The organism is Bacillus sp. DE0042 (genome assembly GCF_007680225.1).
GTDB classification, from domain to species: domain Bacteria; phylum Bacillota; class Bacilli; order Bacillales; family Bacillaceae_G; genus Bacillus_A; species Bacillus_A wiedmannii.
The window spans coordinates 678,023-701,319 of the sequence record NZ_VEJP01000001.1 but is presented as its reverse complement, the minus strand read 5'-3'; the positions used below and the strand labels follow the sequence as shown (position 1 = coordinate 701,319).

The 23,297-nt window shown below is 35.8% G+C and carries 23 protein-coding genes and 6 pseudogenes; 18 read left to right on the top strand and 11 right to left on the bottom strand.

The genetic code is table 11. The annotated features are described in order from the left end of the window. Window positions 1-21: 21 nt before the first annotated feature. Entirely contained in the window at window positions 22-294 is a 273-nt protein-coding gene (gene spoVS / locus FS802_RS03275) for a stage V sporulation protein SpoVS (RefSeq protein ID WP_000427790.1), read from the top strand. A gap of 240 nt (window positions 295-534) precedes the next feature. Here spoVS and FS802_RS03270 read toward each other — a convergent pair whose 3' ends face one another. After that, a complete protein-coding gene (locus tag FS802_RS03270) occupies window positions 535-1,671 on the bottom strand; it encodes a site-specific integrase (protein WP_098653742.1) in 1,137 nt (378 codons plus the stop codon). Between the two features lie 26 nt (window positions 1,672-1,697). Further along, window positions 1,698-1,988 (bottom strand): annotated as a pseudogene (locus FS802_RS03265) (ImmA/IrrE family metallo-endopeptidase); the annotation flags it as partial. On the opposite strand from FS802_RS03265, the gene FS802_RS03260 reads away from it, so the two are divergent. The 3 genes and pseudogenes from FS802_RS03260 (at window position 1,974) to FS802_RS03250 (ending at window position 2,752) form a co-directional block, all read left to right on the top strand. Further along, a complete protein-coding gene (locus FS802_RS03260) occupies window positions 1,974-2,198 on the top strand; it encodes a hypothetical protein (RefSeq protein WP_255291318.1) in 225 nt (74 codons plus the stop codon). The pseudogene FS802_RS03265 and the gene FS802_RS03260 sit on opposite strands and share 15 nt — an antisense overlap. A gap of 183 nt (window positions 2,199-2,381) precedes the next feature. Further along, window positions 2,382-2,489, top strand: a pseudogene (locus tag FS802_RS30950) (cell division protein SepF); the annotation flags it as partial. 71 nt (window positions 2,490-2,560) lie between these two features. Further along, the gene (locus FS802_RS03250; RefSeq protein ID WP_098653741.1) at window positions 2,561-2,752 is read left to right on the top strand and encodes a DUF3954 domain-containing protein; all 192 of its coding nucleotides are present in this window, start codon (window positions 2,561-2,563) and stop codon (window positions 2,750-2,752) included. Window positions 2,753-2,924: 172 nt separating this feature from the next. On the opposite strand, the gene FS802_RS03245 is transcribed toward FS802_RS03250, so the two are convergent. The 4 genes from FS802_RS03245 to FS802_RS03230 all read right to left on the bottom strand — a co-directional run bounded on the left by FS802_RS03245 (window position 2,925) and on the right by FS802_RS03230 (window position 8,385). Beyond that, window positions 2,925-4,328 (bottom strand): exosporium leader peptide-containing protein, encoded by a 1,404-nt coding sequence (locus FS802_RS03245; protein ID WP_098653740.1) that lies wholly within the window; start codon window positions 4,326-4,328, stop codon window positions 2,925-2,927. Between the two features lie 553 nt (window positions 4,329-4,881). Further along, complete coding sequence (locus FS802_RS03240; protein ID WP_098653739.1) at window positions 4,882-5,748, bottom strand: exosporium protein D; 867 nt, start codon at window positions 5,746-5,748, stop codon at window positions 4,882-4,884. Between the two features lie 294 nt (window positions 5,749-6,042). Next, window positions 6,043-6,663 (bottom strand): exosporium leader peptide-containing protein, encoded by a 621-nt coding sequence (locus FS802_RS03235; protein WP_098653738.1) that lies wholly within the window; start codon window positions 6,661-6,663, stop codon window positions 6,043-6,045. A 534-nt stretch (window positions 6,664-7,197) separates the two neighbouring features. Then, entirely contained in the window at window positions 7,198-8,385 is a 1,188-nt protein-coding gene (locus tag FS802_RS03230) for a BclA C-terminal domain-containing protein (RefSeq protein ID WP_098720358.1), read from the bottom strand. 1,051 nt (window positions 8,386-9,436) lie between these two features. Between FS802_RS03230 and FS802_RS03225 the strand changes: the two are divergent. The 6 genes and pseudogenes from FS802_RS03225 (at window position 9,437) to FS802_RS03205 (ending at window position 13,747) form a co-directional block, all read left to right on the top strand. Beyond that, window positions 9,437-10,093, top strand: a pseudogene (locus FS802_RS03225) (DUF6944 family repetitive protein). Window positions 10,094-10,252: 159 nt separating this feature from the next. Next, a complete protein-coding gene (locus FS802_RS30945; protein WP_098653736.1) occupies window positions 10,253-10,423 on the top strand; it encodes a hypothetical protein in 171 nt (56 codons plus the stop codon). A 27-nt stretch (window positions 10,424-10,450) separates the two neighbouring features. After that, window positions 10,451-10,933 (top strand): ArpU family phage packaging/lysis transcriptional regulator, encoded by a 483-nt coding sequence (locus FS802_RS03220; RefSeq protein WP_063263976.1) that lies wholly within the window; start codon window positions 10,451-10,453, stop codon window positions 10,931-10,933. Then, complete coding sequence (locus FS802_RS03215; RefSeq protein ID WP_098653735.1) at window positions 10,933-11,475, top strand: site-specific integrase; 543 nt, start codon at window positions 10,933-10,935, stop codon at window positions 11,473-11,475. Before FS802_RS03220 ends, FS802_RS03215 begins: the two co-directional genes overlap by 1 nt. A gap of 315 nt (window positions 11,476-11,790) precedes the next feature. After that, window positions 11,791-12,285 carry a DUF2716 domain-containing protein gene (locus FS802_RS03210; protein ID WP_098653734.1) on the top strand — a complete coding sequence of 165 codons (495 nt, stop codon included), beginning with the start codon at window positions 11,791-11,793 and terminating at the stop codon, window positions 12,283-12,285. Window positions 12,286-12,757: 472 nt separating this feature from the next. Beyond that, window positions 12,758-13,747: an ABC transporter substrate-binding protein gene (locus tag FS802_RS03205; RefSeq protein WP_001261484.1), complete on the top strand. Its 990-nt coding sequence runs from the start codon at window positions 12,758-12,760 to the stop codon at window positions 13,745-13,747. A 564-nt stretch (window positions 13,748-14,311) separates the two neighbouring features. Here the strand turns inward: FS802_RS03205 and FS802_RS03200 are convergent. Beyond that, window positions 14,312-14,641, bottom strand: coding sequence for a WGxxGxxG family protein (locus FS802_RS03200; protein ID WP_000728140.1), 330 nt, complete (start codon window positions 14,639-14,641; stop codon window positions 14,312-14,314). Window positions 14,642-14,921: 280 nt separating this feature from the next. Between FS802_RS03200 and FS802_RS03195 the strand changes: the two genes are divergently transcribed. Next, the gene (locus FS802_RS03195) at window positions 14,922-15,437 is read left to right on the top strand and encodes a DUF3231 family protein (RefSeq protein ID WP_000512143.1); all 516 of its coding nucleotides are present in this window, start codon (window positions 14,922-14,924) and stop codon (window positions 15,435-15,437) included. Window positions 15,438-15,909: 472 nt separating this feature from the next. Further along, complete coding sequence (locus tag FS802_RS30940; protein ID WP_154131307.1) at window positions 15,910-16,047, top strand: hypothetical protein; 138 nt, start codon at window positions 15,910-15,912, stop codon at window positions 16,045-16,047. Window positions 16,048-16,095: 48 nt separating this feature from the next. Here FS802_RS30940 and FS802_RS03190 read toward each other — a convergent pair whose 3' ends face one another. Continuing rightward, window positions 16,096-16,233 carry a DUF3956 domain-containing protein gene (locus tag FS802_RS03190; RefSeq protein ID WP_000443221.1) on the bottom strand — a complete coding sequence of 46 codons (138 nt, stop codon included), beginning with the start codon at window positions 16,231-16,233 and terminating at the stop codon, window positions 16,096-16,098. A 190-nt stretch (window positions 16,234-16,423) separates the two neighbouring features. Here FS802_RS03190 and FS802_RS03185 point away from each other — a divergent pair, with 190 nt between their 5' ends. Next, window positions 16,424-16,966 carry a site-specific integrase gene (locus tag FS802_RS03185; RefSeq protein ID WP_098653733.1) on the top strand — a complete coding sequence of 181 codons (543 nt, stop codon included), beginning with the start codon at window positions 16,424-16,426 and terminating at the stop codon, window positions 16,964-16,966. Between the two features lie 95 nt (window positions 16,967-17,061). On the opposite strand, the gene FS802_RS31435 is transcribed toward FS802_RS03185, so the two are convergent. Then, window positions 17,062-17,286, bottom strand: a complete 225-nt coding sequence (locus FS802_RS31435) for a hypothetical protein (RefSeq protein WP_000265596.1) — start codon at window positions 17,284-17,286, stop codon at window positions 17,062-17,064. Between the two features lie 12 nt (window positions 17,287-17,298). Next, window positions 17,299-17,498, bottom strand: a pseudogene (locus FS802_RS31430) (hypothetical protein). 118 nt (window positions 17,499-17,616) lie between these two features. On the opposite strand from FS802_RS31430, the gene FS802_RS03170 reads away from it, so the two are divergent. The 3 genes and pseudogenes from FS802_RS03170 to FS802_RS03160 all read left to right on the top strand — a co-directional run bounded on the left by FS802_RS03170 (window position 17,617) and on the right by FS802_RS03160 (window position 19,916). Continuing rightward, window positions 17,617-17,796, top strand: a complete 180-nt coding sequence (locus tag FS802_RS03170; protein WP_000390758.1) for a hypothetical protein — start codon at window positions 17,617-17,619, stop codon at window positions 17,794-17,796. A gap of 21 nt (window positions 17,797-17,817) precedes the next feature. After that, window positions 17,818-18,642, top strand: a complete 825-nt coding sequence (gene terS, locus FS802_RS03165) for a phage terminase small subunit (RefSeq protein WP_088107118.1) — start codon at window positions 17,818-17,820, stop codon at window positions 18,640-18,642. After that, window positions 18,635-19,916, top strand: a pseudogene (locus tag FS802_RS03160) (PBSX family phage terminase large subunit). The gene terS and the pseudogene FS802_RS03160 overlap by 8 nt, the downstream one beginning before the upstream one ends. A gap of 206 nt (window positions 19,917-20,122) precedes the next feature. Here FS802_RS03160 and FS802_RS03155 read toward each other — a convergent pair. Beyond that, window positions 20,123-20,929 carry an exosporium leader peptide-containing protein gene (locus FS802_RS03155; protein WP_000459812.1) on the bottom strand — a complete coding sequence of 269 codons (807 nt, stop codon included), beginning with the start codon at window positions 20,927-20,929 and terminating at the stop codon, window positions 20,123-20,125. A 215-nt stretch (window positions 20,930-21,144) separates the two neighbouring features. Here FS802_RS03155 and FS802_RS31310 point away from each other — a divergent pair. Both FS802_RS31310 and FS802_RS03145 read left to right on the top strand, forming a co-directional pair. Continuing rightward, a pseudogene (locus FS802_RS31310) lies at window positions 21,145-22,624 on the top strand (phage portal protein). Window positions 22,625-22,737: 113 nt separating this feature from the next. Continuing rightward, a complete protein-coding gene (locus tag FS802_RS03145; RefSeq protein WP_033657799.1) occupies window positions 22,738-23,256 on the top strand; it encodes a phage head morphogenesis protein in 519 nt (172 codons plus the stop codon). The last annotated feature ends 41 nt before the right edge of the window (window positions 23,257-23,297 follow it).

Below are 23,297 nucleotides of genomic sequence, written 5' to 3'. Positions count from 1 at the left end.
ATAATAGAGGGAGCAACTTACATGGAAAATATATTAAAAGTATCTTCAAAATCAAAACCAAATTCAGTAGCAGGTGCAATAGCTGGTGTACTAAGAACAAGTGGCAATGTGGAAATTCAAGCGATTGGGGCGGGTTCTATAAATCAAGCGATTAAAGCAATTGCAATCGCAAGAGGATTTGTTGCTCCAAGTGGTATTGATTTGGCCTTTGTTCCAGCATTTCAAGAGGTTACTATTAATGATCAAGAAAGAACGGCGATTAAATTAATTGTAGGTCCTAGAAGGAAAAGGTAACTGCAGTAATTCAGTATTGAAATGACATTTAACATAACAAACAAAAAGTGTCACAAATGCTTATGAAATAGGCATTTGTGACACTTTTATAGTTTTGTGAGAATAAAAACCTCTAAAGCTGCTCATTCTTCTCCCAAGATTCAACGATATAGTATGAAAAACCTTATTATATCAAGGTTTATAAGTGTTGGTTTCCCTTGATGCTCACATTTTGCTCACATTAAATTTGTTCATTTTTTATCAGGTGTTTTCATTAGATTTTATTATGTTCTCGAAGTTTTCCGCCGCTTGTTGCTGCATGTTCTGTGTGATGTGACTATACTTGTCTAAAGTCATTTGAATAGATGAATGCCCTAAGCGGTCTTGTACGATTTTAGGGTGTTCTCCAGCCTGAAGCATGAGTGTAGCGTGAGTATGTCGCAAGTCGTGTATACGAATTCGAGGAACACCAGCTTTTTTATAGTGATCATTCAAAAAGCGATGAGGAGCATCTATATGTAAGGGCGAATGCATCGTATTGCCGGTGAAAATAAAGGCCTCTTCATTCAAGTGTATACCCCAGCGGAAAAATTCTTTCTTTTTATAGGAGTAGTAGGATTGTAATTTCCCTATAACAAAAGAAGAGATACTAATGCTTCTATTTGAAGACTTAGTTTTTGTAGCAGCTTTAAATAGTCCTTTTTCTGTTTTTACAAGCGATTTATTAACCAGGATACGTTTATTATCAAAGTCAATATCTTTCCACGTTAGTGCAAGTAATTCTCCACGTCTCATACCTGTATAGATTGCGAGTAAGAAGAACATATGGTACTTAATATTTTTTTCTTTTAGATAATGGAGGAATCGATTACATTTTTCGCTAGACCATGTTTTCATCTCGCCTTGCTCTTCACGTGGTTTTTTAACCTTATTCATTATATTATCATGTATGATTTCCCATTCTACAGCGTGTTTGAAAATACATCTTAGGCAGCGGTGGATATTGCTGATTGTACCATTTGATAATCCTTTTTCCTTAAGTTCAGCATAGTAGGTTTGGATCATTACGGGCTTAATACTTTTAATTTTTTTGTAACTAAATGGGGGAAGGATATAGAGCCTAACTAAGCTCATGTCTTTTTCATAAGATGTAATTTTTAATTCAGCTTTACGAAGAGGCTTTAACTTTTCCCATACATCTAAAACAGTTAATTGTTTGTCATCAAAATACATTCCTTTCTCTATCTCTGTAATCATCGTTGCAGCAGCATTTTGGGCTTCTTTTTTTGTTCTAAATCCACTTTTACTTTTTTGCTGTCGTTTTCCTGTGGTTGGATCTATACCGATATCTATTGTAAAAGACCACGTATTTCCACGTTTACGAAAACTTCCTTTCATATTCAATACCTCCTGTATCTTTAGTTTTAAAAATTACAGTATTGTGATATTCGGTTCTGTAATTTACTTGCTAATAATTGATTTTCATAATGTAAAAGCCTTTTTTCAGCAAATTGTGTTGTTACATTGAATTTTTCTGAGATTATATATGCTTTTAACTGTAGGGGAGGAAGCTTTCGTAACATAAAAGTAGGTACACAAAATTGTTGTGCGAAGTTTTTAGCCTTTGCTTCTTGATAATCTAGAAACATTTGATGCATTAATAATTGATTACCAGAATGAAATAGGATGTGACAGGTCTCATGACCAAAATCCTCTGCATGGTTACATGTCTTCATAATTTGTTCAACGCTGAATCGTTGGATGAAGCAAATCGTTGGGAGATGGAATTAAATCGATGTACACAGGAGTTTAGAAGTCTGCGTAATGCAAAAGAGGACCATGAAATATCAAAGAGTTATCGTGTGGTTATTAAAAGACTTCAAGAAAAGGGGATAAACGCATCATTAGTTAGTCGTAAAAAATAAAAAATCTATCACTTGGCAGAGTGATAGATTTTAGACTCTTATAGAGAGTCTTTCTAAAAATTGAATTGGATTAAGTATATCAAAGCAAATCAAGTAAAACAATGGAGGATGAATAATATGGCAATTTATAGACCTGTTCAAGTTTCATATTGGCAAGATGCTTTCGTTTTAGATCTTACACCGGAGGAGCTTTGCAAGTCTGCGAGAGATAATAAAGAACCGATTTCAATACGACTTTATTTATCATTAGAACAATCATTTATTCCCGATAATGTTGTGGAATATCTATAACAAAATAAAAAAGTCGAGATTGCTCCCGACTTGCTTCGACAAAATAATCATAACATACGGGAGTGGTCTTAATGGGAATTATTAAAGAAAATCTTGTAGAAATGAAAGCTGAAATAGATTTGAAAATAAACGGAATATATGTTGTTAAAAATGGTCAGATCCAACTAATAGAACCACCCCAAGGTGGATTTGGTGAACAATCATTTGTATATCAAAGTGGAAAAGTAATTCGTATGGAAGAACGAAAAACACAGTTACTTTAATCAAATTTGAATTTTGTTAAGAAATATACACTTTGTTTATGATATATATATTAACTTTCGGATATCGGATTTGCTTAGAAACTAAAAAAGTCTCTACAATCAGAATTGAAGAGACTTTTCTTTCACATATCATAGCAATTTAGCTCCTATTAAAATAGGATTTAAGTTCTTTTTAAGGTGTACCGATAGTTACTGCCAGCAATGCAGCAATTCTATCTAGAGCTTCCTGCACTGTAGTAGGAGGAAGAGGAGCCCAGTTTGCTGGATTAATAGGTGTATAAGCTAAATCGAAAGCATCATCAACTCTAATCAAAGATGTATTTGTTCCTAAAATATTTATCCGGGAACGAATAGGTAAAGAATCAACTGTTGCTCTGACTCTTGTAATAACGTCATTAACGCCATTGACAATTAAATTCCCTGAATTAGGGCTGGGATTGAAAATGTTTTCTGTAATAGCGAAGCTGGTTAAATTTAAGGGGTCAATTGGAATATGACCAGATAGCACATTAATAATGACATTACCATTTATTCCTCCACCAACTAAATTGACTTGGGTATCTGTAGTAGCTTGTGAATTAATAGTAATATTTCCACTAGAAACGAATGAAGCAAACATCGCCATGTTAATTCCATTTTGAGTATAACCACCGGATAACATTGAATCACGGATATTCACTTGGTTCACAGAAGTCGATAAAGCTGTGAATATAGGAGTAGGGGTTATATTAACGCTAACAAAGAATAATTTACCTGAAACACTTTGCGCTGTTTGAAAGTTAAAGTCCAGAGGCCCACTTAGTAATGTCAGATCGACAAACCCAGATCTAGGATCTTGTGAAAAGTTCAAATCAAACCAAGACGGATCATTTATATCGAAAGGAATTTGTAATCTAGTTAATAAAGTACTAGTTCCTACTAATTGAACGTTAGCTTTTAAATGAATTAATGGTTCAATATAGTTACCAGGTCCAATAGAGATAGCATAACGTTTAGTTATATTTAAAGGATCCGGAAATGGCGCAATAGCATCCGTTATTGATGCCATTGCTGCAGTTACTGTTAAAAATGGTGCGCATTCAGAACCATCAGCAGTAGCGTCATTACCAGCTTTGTTTACATAGACTATTTGAGTGAATATTGGTAGAGGTTCTATGCATCCAGGTCCAGTGTCCCCGGTAGGCCCAGTGCCCCCGGTGGGTCCAGTGTCCCCGGTAGGTCCAGTGTCTCCGGTAGGCCCAGTGCCCCCGGTGGGTCCAGTGTCTCCGGTAGGTCCAGTGCCCCCGGTAGGTCCATCGGGTGGTCCAGTAGGCCCGGTAGGTCCAGTGGCTCCAGTAGGTCCATCGGGTGGTCCAGTAGGCCCGGTAGGTCCAGTAGGCCCGGTAGGTCCAGTGTCCCCGGTAGGCCCAGTGTCCCCGGTAGGTCCAGTGTCCCCGGTAGGTCCAGTGCCTCCGGTAGGTCCAGTGCCCCCGGTAGGTCCAGTGGGTCCGGTAGGCAGTGTGAATGGTGGAATAGCTGGTAAAGTAGGTCCGAGTAAATCTGGATTTATTGAAGCAGAAGATAAAAATTCGTCCATTATATTTTCACCTCTGAAAAATTCGTATTACTAATAGTAAATGTGAAGGTAGAGTAAAGTGAAATGGACAAACGAGGAATTAGGCAATGGGATTTAAAAAAAGCGTTATTTGAATAGAAAAGAGGCAAGCAAAGATAAAATAAGACCGCTCCTTTTATAGGAACGGCCGTACAAATATCATGTGCTGGAGGTCGCTCCAAATGGCAAAAGATGTTTTCTCTAAAAAGTATGGACAAGAAGTTTTACGATTATACGTAAAAACGGCAGGCAACTAATTAAGTTACCCGCCTGTTCTCAAGTGGTACGGAGGAGAGAGCTCCGTTTGGAAAGAGTACAGCCGTGGGAAATCGGCTTGCAGATAGTATGTACGATATAAAAAAGATTATTCGTAAAATGAAATATGAATGGTTTTTTAATGAAAGTATTATTTTGTAGGATATTAATTAAATCGGAATTTTGTTAAGAGATGAAATGTTGAACAAATGTGAATGATTAGATGATACTAAGGTAAAAGAAAAAGAACCCTTTATAAGGATTCTTTTGGGGAGTCAATCTAACATTCACATTCGTAATCACGGGAATATTCATCGCACGAATCATTTCTATCATTGCAGCAGATACAAAATGTCTTTTTAATCAATACTTCAATGAAATTAAGGAATTCGGTATTATTTGTGAGAGTAAGGCTTTGAAAATCTTCTACTTGAAATACTCTTGTTTCATTTGTAGCAAGAGTCACGATAATTGGTGTAGGAGATTTTCTTGTTTGAATAGTGACTTCGATGGGGGAGACATCTTCGGGAACAGATATTTGAAGTAATGTTTTGTTGTGATTATTAGTGAAATCTTCAAAAACTCTTCTTGAAGTGTCAGGGGGTACGATAATAGTTAAAGGTGCATTTTCGGTTGGGGTAGTTTCTGAACCAGCTACGGTATGAGTTTCGATGAAACAGTTATCTTTTTGATAGTGAGAATTTGATTGTTCTTTATAATACTTGTTACGAGAATCATTTTGATTATTGCAACAGATACAAAATGTTTTTTGAATGAATATACCAATATTGCTATTGATATTAGTATTATTTGTGAGAGTGAGACTATGGAAATCCTCTACTTGGAATACCTTGGTTTCACCTGCAACTATTGTTACAGTAATCGGCAGACGAGAACTTCTTGTTCGGATAGTTACTTCAATTGGTTGGGAAGTACCGGGAATGCGAAGATCAAGTAATGTTTTATTGTGGTTATTGGTGAAATCTTCAAAAGCAGTTCTTGTAGTGTTAGCTGGTACGCTGAAATTTAAAGTTGTATTAGAACTAGATAATGTATGGGTTTCAATAAAACAGTTGTCTTTTTGGTGGTGAGAATACGATTGTTTTTTGTAATATTTTTTACCATCTTTATAAAAATAATCAGCCATACTTATGTCGCTCTCCTTTCTTTGAGATATCTATATATTTTATTAAAAGAAGAATAGAGTGCTTGTACAAAATAATAAAATCCGCTCTCGTAATTAATTAAAAACGTTATTTGATATGTAAATGTAAGAGCACTTCGGGAAGTGCTCTGTAAAGACTATTCATTCTAAAAGAAAAGAATATAAAATATTTTATGAATTTATTTTTGATTTTGTGTGTATTCTTTGTACAAAAATTTCATTGGAAACTGCAAACTAGATGCCATAATAACACCTAGTTTTAAAGGCGTACTTGTACTAGTTTAATTTGATAATGTTTAATTCTAAAGCATTTATTCCATTATCGCATGTACGAATGGCTGTTTCGCCTACAAAGCTATTATTTATAAGTTGAAGTGTTGAGTTGGCTGGGACTGATAAAATAGTGTCTCCAATGAGTTGAGCGCAATCTACATCCTCTGGATCTAGTATTGAAAGACCGAAAGTAGCTTTGAAATTTGGAATCAGACTGTTATTTAATAGTATAGAAATAGTAGGCGAATAAGGAAATGAAAGGGCTACAGTCAAGTTAATCGAGGAAATGAAAGAAATTCGATAATCCCCAGCTTGTGTGATATTAATTGTGGTTGGATTTAACAGAGAAATTCCCCCCACCATAGGGTCAGCCTGATTAAAAGAAAAAGGGGATTCGAAAGGGATTGTAATGATTTCCGTTTGCCAAAAAGTTCCGTAAGCTACTGATAGTGATCCAGTCGGTCCAGTCGGTCCAGTCGGTCCAGTCGGCCCAGTCGGCCCAGTCGGCCCAGTTGGCCCAGTCGGTCCAGTCGGCCCAGTCGGTAGTGTGAATGGTGGAACGGGTGGTAAAGTAGGTCCAACTAAATTAGGGTTTATTGAAGTAGAAGATAAAAACTCGTCCATTATATTTTCACCTCTGAAAAGTTCAGTTCTTATTACTAATAGTAAATGTAGGGGTAGAACAAAATGAAATGGACAAGCGCTTGTATTTTATAAATTAAACAAAATAGTTATTGTATAGATAAAAATATACAGAACCCGCTAGTTATAACGGGTTCTGTGTACAAGGAATACAAGGAATACAAGGAATACAAGGAATACAAGGAGGCTGGTCCAGGGCGACCTGTGTATTCACTTGGATGATAATACTATATTCAAAGTGGATAAAAAGGTTAATGGCAACTAAATAAAATTCTTATTTCATAGCAAATACAAAAGAGCACACATATAAGCGTGCTCTTAAATAAGAAAGGTAGAATGCTATGAATGGGAAGCTTCCATAAAATAACATATGCTTGTCTGGTTTAAATGTGAAAAGTTTTAAACAAAAGCGTTATTTTAATTAAAAGAGCAGCTAGCAAAAGCTAACTGCTTGTTAAAAAAAAGAATCCACTCTAGGTTATTAACTGCTAGAGTTTCAAGAAATAAATCATTAAATTAAATTAATTTTTCAATTACAATCGAAGCATTTATATTCGTTTGTGTTCCACCTGCCAAAGTCTGCAAAGTAACTGCAGCAGCGGAAGTATGATTATTAAGGGTAATAATATCACCTGCAGCTAAAGCGAGAATTGTTTGGCCGTTGTTTGGTTGAGTCCCTGCACCTGATCCATAAACTGCGCTGGTAACCGGAGCACCATTTAAAAAAAGTGTGAATTGATTAGGCTCAACTCCTGATACAGAAAAAGAAATTTTATAATCTCCTGCATTAAGAACCATTAATTGAGAAGTTCCGAGCGTATGAGTAAAACCAGATGTCATTCTACCATGTGAATTAAAAAGAATAGGTGCTTCTAAGGCAACAACTTGAGCTGCTGTATTGAAAACATAAGCATAATGAGATAACCCAGATACTGTAAGTCCGGTAGGCCCAGTAGGGCCAGTAGCTCCAACAGTTCCTGGCAATCCGGTAGGTCCAGTAGGTCCTGGAGGTCCACCAGAAGGCCCAGTTGCTCCAGTTATTCCGGTAGGCCCAGTAGGCCCCGGAGGTCCAACAGTTCCTGGCAATCCGGTAGGTCCAGTAGGTCCTGGAGGTCCACCAGAAGGTCCAGTTGCTCCAGTTATGCCGGTAGGTCCAGTAGGCCCTGGAGGTCCACCAGAAGGCCCAGTTGCTCCAGTTATTCCAGTAGGCCCCGGAGGTCCAACAGTTCCTGGCAATCCGGTAGGTCCAGTAGGCCCCGGAGGTCCACCAGAAGGTCCAGTTGCTCCAGTTATGCCGGTAGGTCCAGTAGGCCCTGGAGGTCCACCAGAAGGTCCGGTTATTCCAGTTATGCCGGTAGGTCCAGTAGGTCCTGGAGGTCCACCAGAAGGTCCGGTTACTCCAGTTATGCCGGTAGGCCCAGTAGGCCCCGGAGGTCCAGTTGCTCCAGTTATGCCGGTAGGTCCAGTAGGTCCAGTAGGCCCTGGAGGTCCACCAGAAGGTCCGGTTACTCCAGTTATGCCGGTAGGTCCAGTAGCTCCGGTTATGCCGGTAGGCCCAGTAGGCCCCGGAGGTCCACCAGAAGGTCCTGTCGCTCCGGTTATGCCGGTAGGTCCTATCGCTCCAGTTATTCCAGTAGGCCCTATTTGAGGTAAAGGAAAGGCACATGGAAAGGGTATGTGACAATTCTTTTTAAATTTACTCATTTTTTCACCTCCCTTATAAATTAACTACCAATTTATATTTATACTTTAACAACTTATGAGTAAACAACCACACGGGTGTAAGGAAAACACCTATAATAATTACATAAAAGGTTTTAAGAGCAAGCCTTTATTTCACATTCCATACCAAAAAGAGCACTATATATAAGTGCTCTTCGGATCAAATCTCTTAGTGTAAAAGAGTACGTGATACCAAATGTAATTTTTTCATGTGCGTGAAGTATTTGAAGAAAAAGCTATTTTAGTAGGGAACAAGTTTAAAAGGCCCTGGTTGACACAGGACCTTTTAAAAGGGAACAACACTTGACATGTTAATAATTATGACTGAAAGTTACTTTCATATTACCATTATTGGGATTTTAATTCCAATAATGGTTGTTGAGAAATAAAAAATTATTTGGCACAACAAAGCAGCTAGCTGAAGTAGCTAACTGCTCCATTGTACGCTTTTAGAAGTAGCATAGGATACAACTATAGTATAAACGGATATCGAAATATTATGCAGGAAAGAAAACTAAACAAAAATTTCATTTTGTAGAAATATAGAAACTAAAAAAGAGCACCATGCATAAGTGCTCTTTAAGATAGGAGGTAACACTTTGAGCTGGGGCTAGGTTAGAAGCATATGGTGTAAAAAAAGAAATAAGACCTAAATTTTATTATTAAATCAATATAAAAGAGCAGCTAGCAAAAGCTAACTGCTCAGTCTTAAATAAGATCTAACTGGTTACAGCACATTAAAGATGGGTTATCTATAGTATGGATGGAATATTGAGTTTTATTCAGTGGGTAGATGCATTTAATGAAAGAATGCAGACCACCGTATTCCAAATAATGCAATCCAACCAATGCTAAGTAATATGTATAAAAGCAATATAGAAGTACGTTTAACAAATGCGTATACTTCCTAAAAAATATTTTTATAAGACATTATTATAAAGAAGGATGGCAAAGAGACATTTGAAATTATTAACAGTGAGATGAGTAATTGAATAGGATTATATTAATTACTTAATGCTGGGATATGTTTTAAATGGAGAACCAATTTAAAGAGATATTTGGTGCATGGGTTGCAGCAATAGGAACAATTACTTCCGCTATTGGAAGTACGCCTTTTGATTTTATAAGCAGTAATGTAAGAAAGGATTTAAATGTTTATGGAAACGTATTACAGGCTGTTGGAAATATTTTAGAGGCTGATGGTCAAGGAGAAGTGTCTCTTGAAAAAATCGGTAATGAAATCCAATCAATTGGTAATGTCACTGTAATATCTGGATTGATTATCGATTTTAAAGAAGAAACATAAATTAAATTAGTGATTGCCGGGAATTGGACACAGGCTTTGGGTGGACTTACAGCATTAGCAGATGAATTTGAGGATACATCCGATAAAGATGAACACTTAAATATTATAGGAAACTTATTACAATCAATTGGGAATTCATTACAGGAAATAGGAGGTATTGACGAATTAAAAAGTATCAGAAATGAGGACCAGTCTAATAAAGAAGGTAATGTAAATGATGTGGAGAAAGATACAAACACTCAGGTAAACAACGAAACTAATAAAAATGAAGAAGGAAAGCTAATAGATATTATAGGAAGTTGGGTTCAAGCAGTTGGTTCTGTAATTTCATTAATTGGACAAATATGTGAAGAGAGTGTGGAATTGGAAGGGAACGATGAATAGAGTAATTTAATAGAACAGTTAAAACAATAATTCTTTTAAAGTGAAAGCAAACAGAATATAGTCCGGCTAGAAAACTAGAGGACACCAATTCATTAAAGCAGTAATTAAAGCTGTTTTAAGAATAGGTGTCCTTTTTATTTTAAAAAAGGGGATGGGGAAATGAAGGTGCTAAGAGATCAGTTACGTAAGTGGGAAAAGCAATCAAAACAAGCAAAGAAGAAAAATAAGAAAAAACGAAAAGAGAAATTAAGCAATCGTGACATTGAAGATTTAATGGGAATTTATGGGCCGCGTTATGAGCGTAGACGTGGAGCTTTAAGACAAAAGTAATTAAAAAATAAAAAGGAGTGGTCTTACATGACTAAACAATTATCTTTCTTACCAAAAATCGATAGAACGGCAACACAAGAGGAATTAGAAGGCGTGTTGGAAAGTGTACGTATACATAGGCAATTTGGGATGATGCGTAAAGAAATGAAAGTCACTCCTTCTTATGAAATGCGTGAACACGGGCCTACACATGCAGTTGGTAAGCCATTAGAAGATGTTGCCATAGCAAACATTCAACAAAGCAAACGAGAAGAGTGGCTTGAAAGAATATCATTACGTATAGATCAATTTTTAAATCGATTAGGGAACGGACGTGCAGGAAGCATTCAAAGAGATATTATTTATAAACGCTATTTAGAAGAAGAGGACGTATGTGATTACATGGTTTATAACGAAATAGGGATGTCAGAGCGTACTTATCGACGTTGGAAGTCCAAAGCGTTTTATAAACTTGCTTTTGCACTTGGATTAGAAGTTTACGAGACAGAAGAAACGGGAGGTAATAAATAATGAATTTTGTTCAACCGATACGTGATCCAGAGCAAATACAACAGCTAAAAGAGTACTTTAAGGAAAAAAGCTTACGTAATTACATTCTCTTCATTATGGGTATTAATACAGGTCTTAGAATCTCAGATATTTTGAAACTAAAAGTAGGGGATGTCAAAGGCAGTCATATATCTATGAGGGAAAAGAAAACAGGGAAACAAAAACGAATACAAGTTACTGCAGTACTGAAAAGAGAACTTAAAAGGTTTATTGAAGAAAGAGAAGACAATGAGTATTTACTACAAAGTAGACAAGGGAAGAGTCGTCCAATTGGTCGTAGCATGGCATATAAGATATTAAGTGGAGCAGCGGCAGAGTTTGGGTTAGATGAAATAGGAACCCATACGTTAAGAAAGACGTATGGGTATCATATGTACATGCAAACGAAAAACATAGCATTACTCATGGAGATATTCAATCACTCGTCTGAGAGGGTCACGTTACGTTATATAGGTGTAAACCAAGATGCAATGGATAAAGCAATGACTAGGTTTAAAATCTAAGCATTGCTTTTTTCTTTTAAATTTAGGGGTATCGCCAGCATTTTTGAACCCCCCACGCTAAGAGCATACAAAATTTTATACAGTTTTCGACTAATCCAGTAACAAACGAGAACCTGAAAACGGCACGATGATAGGAATGTATAAAAAGATGAATAGGGTTATAGAAAAAGAAAAAGGCGAATGCATCTTGAAAGTAGGGATTCGCCTTTTTCTTGCTACCGATAATAATGTGTTATGTAAATTAGCAATGAATAGACTATACAATTTCATCGTGGTATTTTAATTATATAATAATATTAGAAAGTAGGTACGAGTTTGAAAGAATGGATTTTGTTAAATGAACAAGAATATGAGAATGTTTGGGATAGATTTTATGATGAATTTGCTTTTAATCCTAATATAGCTGGTGAACAGTCATTTAAATTTTCTTGTCCATATATTACTTATGATTTACCTAATTATTTTGAAGGAAAATGGACTGATGACGATGATTATATTTTTGATCATATATTATTGAAAGCTCTTATTTTATGTACCGAGAAACATGAATATATATATGCGTTAGATTGGCATCATGATAGCTACTGGATGAATCCTAGTTTAAATTTAAATCTAAACGAAAAGGATCATCAATGGAAAATCCCATTTTTTCCGGATGGAGATTATTATTTCTTTTTGCAAAAAGACTTTAAGTGGGGTTATTTAGGGCATCCATGGGAAAAAGTTATTTATATTTTCGGAGAAGAATTAATCAAGAATTTCAAAGAATTAAGGGCTAGTAGATTAAAAAAGACCAATGATAAAGTATAAATTTCACTTCCCATATCGATAATTATGTAAATAAGCTGTCCACATGGGCAGCTTATTTTATTTTTCCGCATAGCGTAGGTTATTTTGCAAAATATTGGTGGTATCCCATCACCATCAAGTTAAGAATTTGGTTGCTCCCCAAAACGAAAAAATATGCTTTTTTGTTTTGGGGAGCACAAAATTTCGTTCTGGGGGTACTATAAAATTTTAGCTTGATGGCTATGGGGCGGGACTCTTATAGGAAACTATAGGCCAAAGTATAATATAAAGCACCCACCAAATTTGAAAAACTTTCAGATGTGGAAGGTTATTCTTTGAATCATTTCAGTATTCCTATCTAGCTAATTTCTTATATTTTGTCAGATATTTCAATGCATTTTTAAATATCCGACAAAATATCATTGACAGTTTATTAATTTATACATCATTATTAATAATGAAAATCATTATCGAACTTATCGGAGGACTTACTATGCGTACATATTTAAAGACGATACTTAGTTTATTGTCAGCTCTTTTTTTAGTGTTCATAGCTGCTTGTGGTAGCAATGAAGTGTCAAAAGAAAAAACAGAGTCAAAATCAAACAAAGTACAAGGTTATACCGTTAAACATGCTATGGGTGAAACAAAGATCACAAAAACTCCTAAACGCGTTGTTGTTTTAACTAACGAAGGAACAGAAGCGATTTTATCAATGGGAGTAAAGCCTGTTGGTGCTGTGAAATCTTGGCTAGGGGATCCATGGTACGATCATATTAAAAGCGATATGAAAGATGTTAAAGTTGTAGGGGTTGAACATGAAGTCAACTTAGAGAAAATTGCATCGTTAAAACCTGATTTAATTATTGGTAATAAGGTACGCCAAGAAAAGGTGTACGATAAATTAAGCGCAATTGCTCCAACAGTATTTTCAGATACACTAGGAGGCGATTGGAAGGAAAACTTTAAATTATATGCAAAAGCTTTAAATCGTGAAGAAGAAGGCAACAAAGTATTAAGCAAATTTGATGCACACCTAGAAGGTGTAAAACAAAAATTAGGTGATAAAGTAAATCAAGAAGTTTCTGTTGTCCGTTTCATGGCTGGAACTTCTCGTATTTATTACACAGATTCTTTTTCTGGAGTTATTTTTGATCAATTAGGTTTTAAACGTGTGAAACAGCAAAAAGAGCTTTTTACTGCTAACAGTAAATTTGGCAACCTTGCTATAGATGTAGGAAAAGAAATGATTCCTAAAATGGATGGAGATGTTCTTTTTTACTTTACATATGCTCCAGAAAATGATCAAAAAGCTTTAGATAAAGCAAAAGAAATGACAAGCGATCCTCTTTGGAAAAATCTAAATGCTGTTAAAAATGGAAATGCACATGAAGTTAGTGATGCAGTTTGGAATACTGCTGGTGGTGTAATTGCAGCTAACAAAATGTTAGATGAACTTGAGAAAATTATGCTTAGCAAATAAGGTTTCAACTTCTTAATTTTTTTATATTAAGGCCGGAGAGTATAAAAATACTTTCCGGCTTTTACTATTTTTTAATGGAAACTTTTGAAGGGGGAGCACCCCATTGCCATCAACCTAAGAAAACAGGTCACCCCCAAAACGATTAATAAGCTTTTTCGTTACAAGAAAGCCTAAAAATTTCGTTCTGGGGGTGTAATAAAACTTTAGCTTGATGGGCATGTGGTGGTATCCCTATACAGTTACTCATAAATTTCGTACTGTGTAACTCAAAAGAAAAGGTTTTATAAAGTCAATGATAGCAAGGGATTTCACGCTAGGGTCAGTTACACACAATATAAGATATGGGTAAGTGAAGAAAAGGCATAAAAAAGGAGCGTAGTTCGTCAAATAGATGTAATGTTCTATTACTATTAAGTTGAGAAATTCATTGTTTCCGATTAATTGCATCTGTTTATTGTGATTCTTATTGATTTTAAAAAATAAAAAATCGCCTTATTAAAGGCGATTCATTTTGTATTCTTTTGATAAATAAATATCTTTTAAAATTAAATACAATGTTCTGCATTAACGTGTTTCTGGATCTTTGTCTTTTTTTCTAAGACCAAATAATCCTAGTAGTCCTAATAAACCAAGCCAAGTCCAATTATTATTTTTATTACGATTATCATTTAAATCATTTGTCGTATTTACATTTCGAGTACTCACATCATTATTAACTCTATTCATGTTATAGTCATTAACTCTATTCGTGTTATAGTCATTAACTCGAGTTGTAGTATTATTATTGTTAACTCTATTCGTATTATGTCCATCGTATTCAGCATGGACGCTTGTACCAAAAACCGTAATAGTTAGTAATAGGGCACCTAAAATAGATGAAAGTTTTTTCTTCATAGTTTTCCCCCTCCTTTCATATTCAGTAATGTCTCCAGTTTTTTAGGCAATATTCGTTTGAAAATATATAAAACCATTTGAATTGAAATGTATTTATTCTTTATAAGAATAAATTTTTGGTAACTGTACATTCTATGAGAGGTAATTACTATATTTGGGTAAGGTGTTCCTTATGAGTTATAAGAACTTATTTTCTTTAATCCAGAACATGGTTAGGAAAATTTTTTCTATAGTAAGTATTGTTGCTAAAAGTCTAATTTCTTTAAGGAGGAATATTTTTATGGGTATTTTAAGTGGAAATCCACAAAATGAACCAATGCACTACGGAGAAGTCTTTGGGATTTGGAGTTACCTTGCGGCGGCACAAGGTGCAATTGCTGGATATCAAGTTCTTATTAACCACACAGGAGACGAGGATTTAAAGAAATTTTTAGAAAACCTTGTAGAGAATGATATCCAATCAGAAGTTGAAGAATTAAAAAATATATTAAAATTGAATGGTGTTGCATTACCACCAGCACCTCCAGAAAGACCAGTTGCATCTATTGAAACGATTCCTCCTGGTGCTCGTATTAATGATGCGGAAATTGCAGCTAAAGTTTCTATGGATCTTGCTGCTGGGTTAGTAGCATGTAGTCAAGCTATGGGACAATCTCTTCGAGAAGATGTTGGAATGATGTTTGGTCAATTTCATATGAAAAAAGCACAAGCTGGAGCTATATTACTTCGTCTAAATAAGAAAAAAGGTTGGATTATTCCACCTCCATTACATGTTCTACAATCAGATCAAGCATAATACCTAAATAAAATTCAATCTATTCTTTATGACTGTTGCAGTGAAGTTGTCTAGAAAAATAAAGGTTACTAGTGAATTAAAATAAGTGGCAGAGTCGTGACCGCTTTTTGGCAGTAAATGTGCCGGCTGTTTAGGAATCAACGTGATATATTTGTATTGTGAGTAGTGGCGGAAAACATTACTTATAAAATTCCTGATAACTGAAAATGGATTGTCATAACCGGTGGCGATGGTTGCAGATTGGATGAACAGTTGTTTCTTAATTTTACATTCAATTGCAATTTACGTTGTATAAACGGAGAAGGGCTTTAGCTCTTCTTCCAGTTACTTAATAATGCATAAAAAGATTTGTGCAGCAACATTAGGTGATTGGAAGAAGGGTAAAACTTCATTTACCGTAATTAAAATACAAATAAATAATTGATATCAGAGCATCCATTCAGGTTGTTTTTATTTTGGAGGAGATTGTACTTTGAAAATACCATTAAAAAAATGGTGCTTGAATAAAAGTTGTGGATTTAAAGAGGCTTCTCATACGATACGTGATGGTTGTAAATGCCATGAACGTAATGGGTCAATGATGAATCAAATTGGTGCAAATGAAAGATAAGAAAATAAAAAAGAGGGCTGAATCCCTCTTTTTCTTTTGATATGCTAATTAATCACAAATCGGTATTCCAAGCACTCTTAGAGCTAATGCTACTTGAAGAGAAATCTCTAATCTAGCAATCTCGATACCTGCTACTGTAAGAACTAAAAAAGGTTGGCCATTTACAAACACAACGCAACTTTCCATGGTTACGCCTCCTTTCTAGCAAACTACTACAGTATATGAATTGAATATGAATATGTAATAGTTAAATTGATGGATTTAATAGAATTGATAGATTTACCTTGTTCTAACAAAACAAACTCAACTCAACCCATTTAATGGAAAGATAGTTAAAATACCATCTAATGTAACATAACGTATGGAGGGGTAAGGAATGAAGTTTGTGCAACCAATTCGAGATAAGAAAAAATTAGAAGAAGTGAAAGAGGTTTTACGTCGCCAGTCTTATCGTGATTTGTTTTTATTTGAGATGGGAATCAATACTGGTCTAAGAATTAGTGACTTATTAAAGTTACATGTAAATGATGTGAAAGAAAGAACTCACATTGTTATTAAAGAACAAAAGACCGGAAAAGAGAAACGTTTCATTATCAATACAGCGTTAAGAGAAAAAATAAATGAGTATGTAACTGGAATGAATGAAACAGATTGCTTATTTGCTTCTAAAAAGACAGGAAAACCAATCACAAGAATTCAAGCTTATCGAATTATGAACGCTGCTGCTGAAAAAGTAGGCCTTGATGAAATTGGAACGCATACTCTTAGAAAAACTTTTGGATATCATTATTACCAAAAGACAAAAGATGTAGTAATGCTACAAACGATCTTTAATCATTCTGCTCCATCAATTACATTACGTTATATAGGCATTCAACAAGATGAGATTGATAAATCATTGGAAGATTTCAGTTTATAAATAGGGGTAGCACCAAATAAGAAACATTTAAAGTAGCGAATCTGCTGCTTTTTTTATTTTACAGAGAAAAAGGAACCCTAAAAAGGGCTCCTCTGTCATCTTGCCGTTCTATAATCGTTGTTTTTAAGCTTTTTTCTAATATCCATAAATCCCAGGACCATTATTATCATGCATATTAATTTGAGCCAGTAGAACTCCTGGTGAAAGATTAGCCCAGAGAAGAAGTCATAAGCGTATAACAAACCGACAATTGGGAATAGCCAAGTCATAAATTTCAAATCTTTTAGATGAAACTTATAATTATTAATCTTTTTCCACATATGTATCAACTCCTATTGTCCTGATGTTCTGTAGTTTTTCTTGATGATATCTCGCATGTTTAGGATAAAGAATAGAAGAAAAACCAAGGCTATGATACCGTAAATCCAGTAGTATGTCCCGTTGTGAATTCAGTATAAAAAGAAAGGGAATTCCAAACTAAAAGGATGGTTGAACAGATAGTAGAGATCAATAATGAACTAAAACTTCTCATGATTTTCACCTCGATTCAAAATGTTAGAGATTATTTATAATTTTACATATAGATAAATAGATTTGCAATAATAGGATGTAATAAAATGATTTAAAGGAATTACCGTGAGGTGGTGTAAATGGAAGAAGAAAATATAAACGTTCCTACATGTTCTGTTTGTAATGAACCTTGTATGTGGACATTAAAAATGCCATTAACTATTACTCATTTTGATAAAACATATATCCGTGAAGCAAATACGGATAATGCTCATATATGCATTGAGTGTTTAGAGAAGGAAGTGCAAACAATTGGATAAGGGGGCAGGTGTTATGTAATTATGGCCAGACAACGAAGTCCAGACCGTAACAAAGCGTATGAAATATTTAAAGAACATAATGGTGATATTACGAATCGTAAAATTGCCGAATTGTTGTCTACATCCGAAAAAACTGTAAGTGAAAAAACGGTTGGCGGATGGAAATCGAAAGATGGATGGATAGACAAATTAAATGGAGTACTCCATAAAAATGAACGGAGTACTCCAAAGAAAGATACGGAGTACTCCAAAAAGAAACCAGGAGCACCCAAAGGTAATAAGAATGCTGTAAACAATCGTGGTGGAGCCAAAAAGGGCAATAAAAATGCTACCGGTAATCCCGGAGGTTCTGCTCCGCTACGTAATGGTAATGCTGCTACACATGGTTTGTATAGAAAGTATTTACCACAAGAATTATACGCTTTAAAAGAAGAGCTAGAGGAAGCCATTAACAATGATCCATTATCAATTCTATGGGAAAGTATAATGCTGCAGCACGCTCAAATCATTCATGCTCAACGTATTATGTTCGTTAATAATAAAGAGGACATGACAAAGGAACTACGAAAGAAAAAGCTTAGTGAAAGCGGCTTTGAAGAAGAGTGGGAGATTCAATTTGCTTGGGATAAACAAGCAAGTTTCTTAAATGCTCAATCTAAAGCACTTTCTACCTTGTCTGCTCTTATTAAAGATTTTGATAGGTTGGCTAATATAGATGATGAGCGACGCGCTAAACTTGAATTTATACAGGTTCAAATCGATAAGATTAAATCTACTAATAATGATGATAATAATATTGAGCCAGTTGTCATTGTAGATAATATCAGTGGTGATTTAAATGTCTAAAAAGCAAATAGATGAAATACTTCCACCAGCATTTCATCAAGTTTGGTTAGCCCGTAAATGTGAATCTATATTAAAAATCGTTTGTAAGGGCGGTCGTGGTTCGGGTAAATCTACTGATATATCCATTTGTATCGTTATGGATGGACCTTATTCAGTTTCCTATTACGGTTCTTTGTATACGTAAAGTAAAGGATACAATAAGGGAATCCTGCTATGAGCAAATAAAAGAAGCGATAGAAATCTTAGGTGTAGAGCATTTATTTCGTTTTAAAGAAAGTCCGATGGAAATCATTTATAAACCGCGTGGAAACAAAATGATATTCCGTGGTGCTGATGACCCTGCAAAAATCAAATCTATTAAAATAGCGAAGTATCCAGTTGCTATTGCATGGTTTGAAGAGTTGGCCGAATTTAAATTAGAAGAAGATGTTTCTACAATAGAGAAGTCTATTTTGCGTAAAGAATTACCGAATGGACTGCGATATAAAATGTATTACTCGTATAAACCACCGAAGAGAAAACAGTCCTGGGTTAATAAGAAGTTTGAAACGCAATTCAAGCCAAAGAATACATTTGTACATCATAGTACATATCATGATAATCCTCATATTTCTAAGCAGTTCGTGGAAGAAGCAGAAGAAACAAAAAGACTTAAACCACAGCAATATGAACACGAATATGAAGGGAAACCGACAGGCAGTGGCGTTGTTCCATTTAGTAATCTCACATTCAGACGTATTACAGATAAAGAAATTAAAACATTTGATAATATACGTCAAGGGATTGACTGGGGTTATGGGAATGACGCGCTGTCTTTTGGCCGTATGCATTATGATAAAACGCGCAGAAAGCTTTATATATTCGGTGAAATACATGGCGTTAAAATCAGTAACCGTTCCTTAGCTGAAAAGATTAAACAACTCGGTTGGGATGACGTCGAGATAATTGCCGATTCATCGGAACCAAAGTCAATTGATGAAATGAAAAATGATCATGATATTAAGAAAATAAAAGGTGCAGTTAAAGGTCCTGGTTCCGTTGAATACGGGGAAAAATGGCTAGATGATTTAGTGGAAATCATAATCGACCCTAAACGTTGTCCGAAAACTGCAGGTGAATTCGAGAATATTGATTATGAAGTTGATAAAGACGGTAATCCTAAAAATAGATTACAAGATAAAGATAATCATAGTATCGATATGACTCGTTATGCATGTGAGGACGATATGAGTAAACGTAAAGTCGTTATGGGTGGAAAGGTTAAAAGAATGTAGTCGGGTATAAATTGTTCGGCTATTTCATTTGCTTTTTATTAATAGAGGTATCGCCACATACCTATCAAGCTAAGAAAAGCAAATACCCCAAAAACAAGAAAATTGGCATCCTCAGGTGAAAATGTACAATTTTTTGTTTTGGGGATACTTCAAAATGTTAGGTTGATGGGCATTTGGTGCTATTTTGTATCATACATCTCTAAATTTTATAGAATGTTCACAGCTGTAATTTTGCAGGTTGAAATAGCAAACCTAACGATTGTAGTTGGATTTATAGGTAAAGTACCTAGAACGATACCAAGACCTGTTTGTTCCACGTTAAAATTTGCTGCAGTAGAACCAGTACTTGCTAAAAGATTCACTGTAGAACCAATAAGCGTATCTAGTAATTCCCTAATTGGTCGTTCACGACAATCACATTCGCATCCTGAGTCTACAGGTGGAAGTAATATTATAGATGGCCCTGGTGGTAAAAATCCTACCCCTGTTACATCAGAAATATTGACCACAAAGGATGTGATACCATCTGTAACTGTAACTAAAAAATCATTTACGGAAGTGATAGTAAATAAAAAGAAAAGAGGGGGGACGTTGGGCGCGTCTGCAATAGTGCCAAGAATTACTGTTTCCCCAATAAGTTGTTGTAAAACGTTCTGCATAGGTAAAACGCAGCAATCACAAAGACAACTTTCAGTTGCTCCCGTTGGGCCAGTTGCTCCCGTTGGGCCAGTCGCTCCCGTTGGGCCAGTTGCTCCCGTTGGGCCAGTTGCTCCTGTTGGGCCAGTTGCTCCCGTTGGGCCAGTTGCTCCCGTTGGGCCAGTTGCTCCCGTTGGGCCAGTTGCTCCCGTTGGGCCAGTTGCTCCTGTTGGGCCAGTTGCTCCCGTTGGGCCTGTCCCTCCCGTTGGGCCAGTTGCTCCTGTTGGTAAAGTAAATGGGGGAATTGGGGGAAGTGTAGGACCAATTAAATTTGGATTCAATGCATTAGCTTGAAGTATTTGATTTTTATCAAACATATAACTACCTCCTATGGGTATATTTTGTTATAGGAATATAAGCAGTTACCTTACATGAAATCTATTCATCACTATATTATATGCTAACTTTTTACTATTGTGTGTTTTTTATAGCACCGAAGTTCATTTTTATCGTTTTGGGGAAGAATGTGTTTCTTAACTTGATAGCGATGTGGCGGTGCCCCTAATAGAAGAAAGGAGGACACATAAACGATATGAGCGATAAGAAGACAATTAAGAATGTAAAAGTATTTGGTATTAATAAAGCTGCAGATGATCCGAAGAATAAGGAAGACAACAGTAAGCAAATGGCGGTTGACCCATTCGCGCAAATATATGGTGATAAGGGATTAATTATACCTCCTTATGATATGTCAGTACTGCTGGAAATAAAGGAAAGTAATCCAATCCATTCTGCTTGTATTAGCGCAAAAGTCGATGATATTGCGGGTGTTGGTTTCGACTTTGCTCCTTTTGAAGAAGTGAAAGAAGCAAACCAAGAGCAATATAAAAGATTAAAAGAATTCATGCGTAATTGTAATCCAGAAATGACAAGCGCAGAGATTATAAGGGCCGTATGGGATGATTATGAAACAGTTGGCTGGGGTATTATCGAGGTTGTTCGGAATAACAAAGATGAACCGTCAAAACTTTACCATATTCCAGCTCATACAGTACGTGCTCATAAAGATAAAGTACGTTTTGCTCAAATCGTAAGTAACAAAGAACGATGGTTTAAAAAATTCGGTTATCCAGATGATTATAGCCTTGTTGATGGTCGCCCTTTAGGAGCGGAGGATATCGCGGAAAATGGAACAGAAAAAGCCGGTGAAGTTATTGTTATTCGTAAATTCGGTTCTCGTTCTTCTTATTATGGGATACCTAATTACGTTAGTTCTATTGGCTCAATAGTTGGATCTCAAGCAGTGAGAGATTACGATATTAACTTTTTCACGGGTAAGACTATTCCAGATGCTTTGTTATTTCTTGAGGGCGTCGATGAAATAGATGATGGAACAGAAAACGAGTTAAAAGAGTTCTTCTCTGCAGAAACAAAAGGAGAGCATCACAAGTTGGCCGTTGTTCCTGTACCGCCAGGAGCAAAAGCTAGGTTAGAAAAAGTCAGTCCGTCCAGACGTAAAAGAAGGTAGTTTCCGTTTATATAAGCAGGATAGCGCAATGGAGATATGTGTGGCCCATCGTGTACCACCTTATCGTATCGGTTGGGCTATGACAGGTTCATTAGGACAAACAACTGCTAAGGAAATGAATGAGATGTACAAGCGTTCTATTATTGAGCCTGGGCAAGAAATATTAGAACATCGATTGAATAATCAATTGTTCCGTGTATTCGCTGAAATATTAGGTGGTTTAGATTGGTATTTTAAATTAAACGAAATTGATACAGATGATCGTGAAGCAGATATGCAATATGCGGCTGATGGTTATGAGAAACGTATATTAACAAGGAATGAATCTCATAAAGTAGTAGGTTATGAACCAGTAGCAGATGGGGATACATTCTTTGAAGGCAGTCAAACTGTTTCTCAAGTAGAGCAGATTGCAAAAGCTGCAGATGATAAACAAGATAACTTAATTGCTATTAATACATTTAGAGAAAAGCATGAAGAAATAGAGAAAGCTATGCAAAAGAAGGTAGCTGATTTTTTTCAGAGCAGGGAAAGCGGCTCTTAAACCTGCTTCCCGTAATTCGTATTAATAAAGCAGATGAAGAGATTGATCTTGTGATTACAGAAGCAGAAGTTGATGAATTTCTTGATAGTGTCGATTGGGATGAGGAACGAAAAATGTTTGTCGATGAAGTCACTGCTACGCTACAGGATGATGTAACAGAGTTTGTACAGAGTACTATTGTATCAAACGGTTTAACCTGGATGGTATTAGATCCAATTGGTGACGTCGCTGCAAAATGGGTTGCTGCTTATGCATTTGAATTAGCAAAGGGAATCCATGAAACTACTAAAGATAGATTAAGAGAAACGATGTTAAAGAATCTTAGTGAGGGAATGGGTGTCGATGCATTAAGTGTTTCTATTGCAGATGTAATGTCTGAAGCGAGTAACTACAGAGCAATGATGATTGCACGTACAGAAATAACATATGCAATGAATTACGGCAATTTAATTGCTTATAAGGGTGCAAATAGAAACAAGAAAACATGGCTTACAGGAAATGACGAGCGTGTTTGTAAAGAATGTGGTGGTTTACATGGGGAAACGGTAGATATTGATGATCTATTTAGTAATGGAAAGATGTGCCCACCAGCTCATCCGCATTGCCGTTGCACTATGATTTCAGAAGAGTAATAAAATACACCTATCTGATTGGGGTTTCATCGTCAAAACGT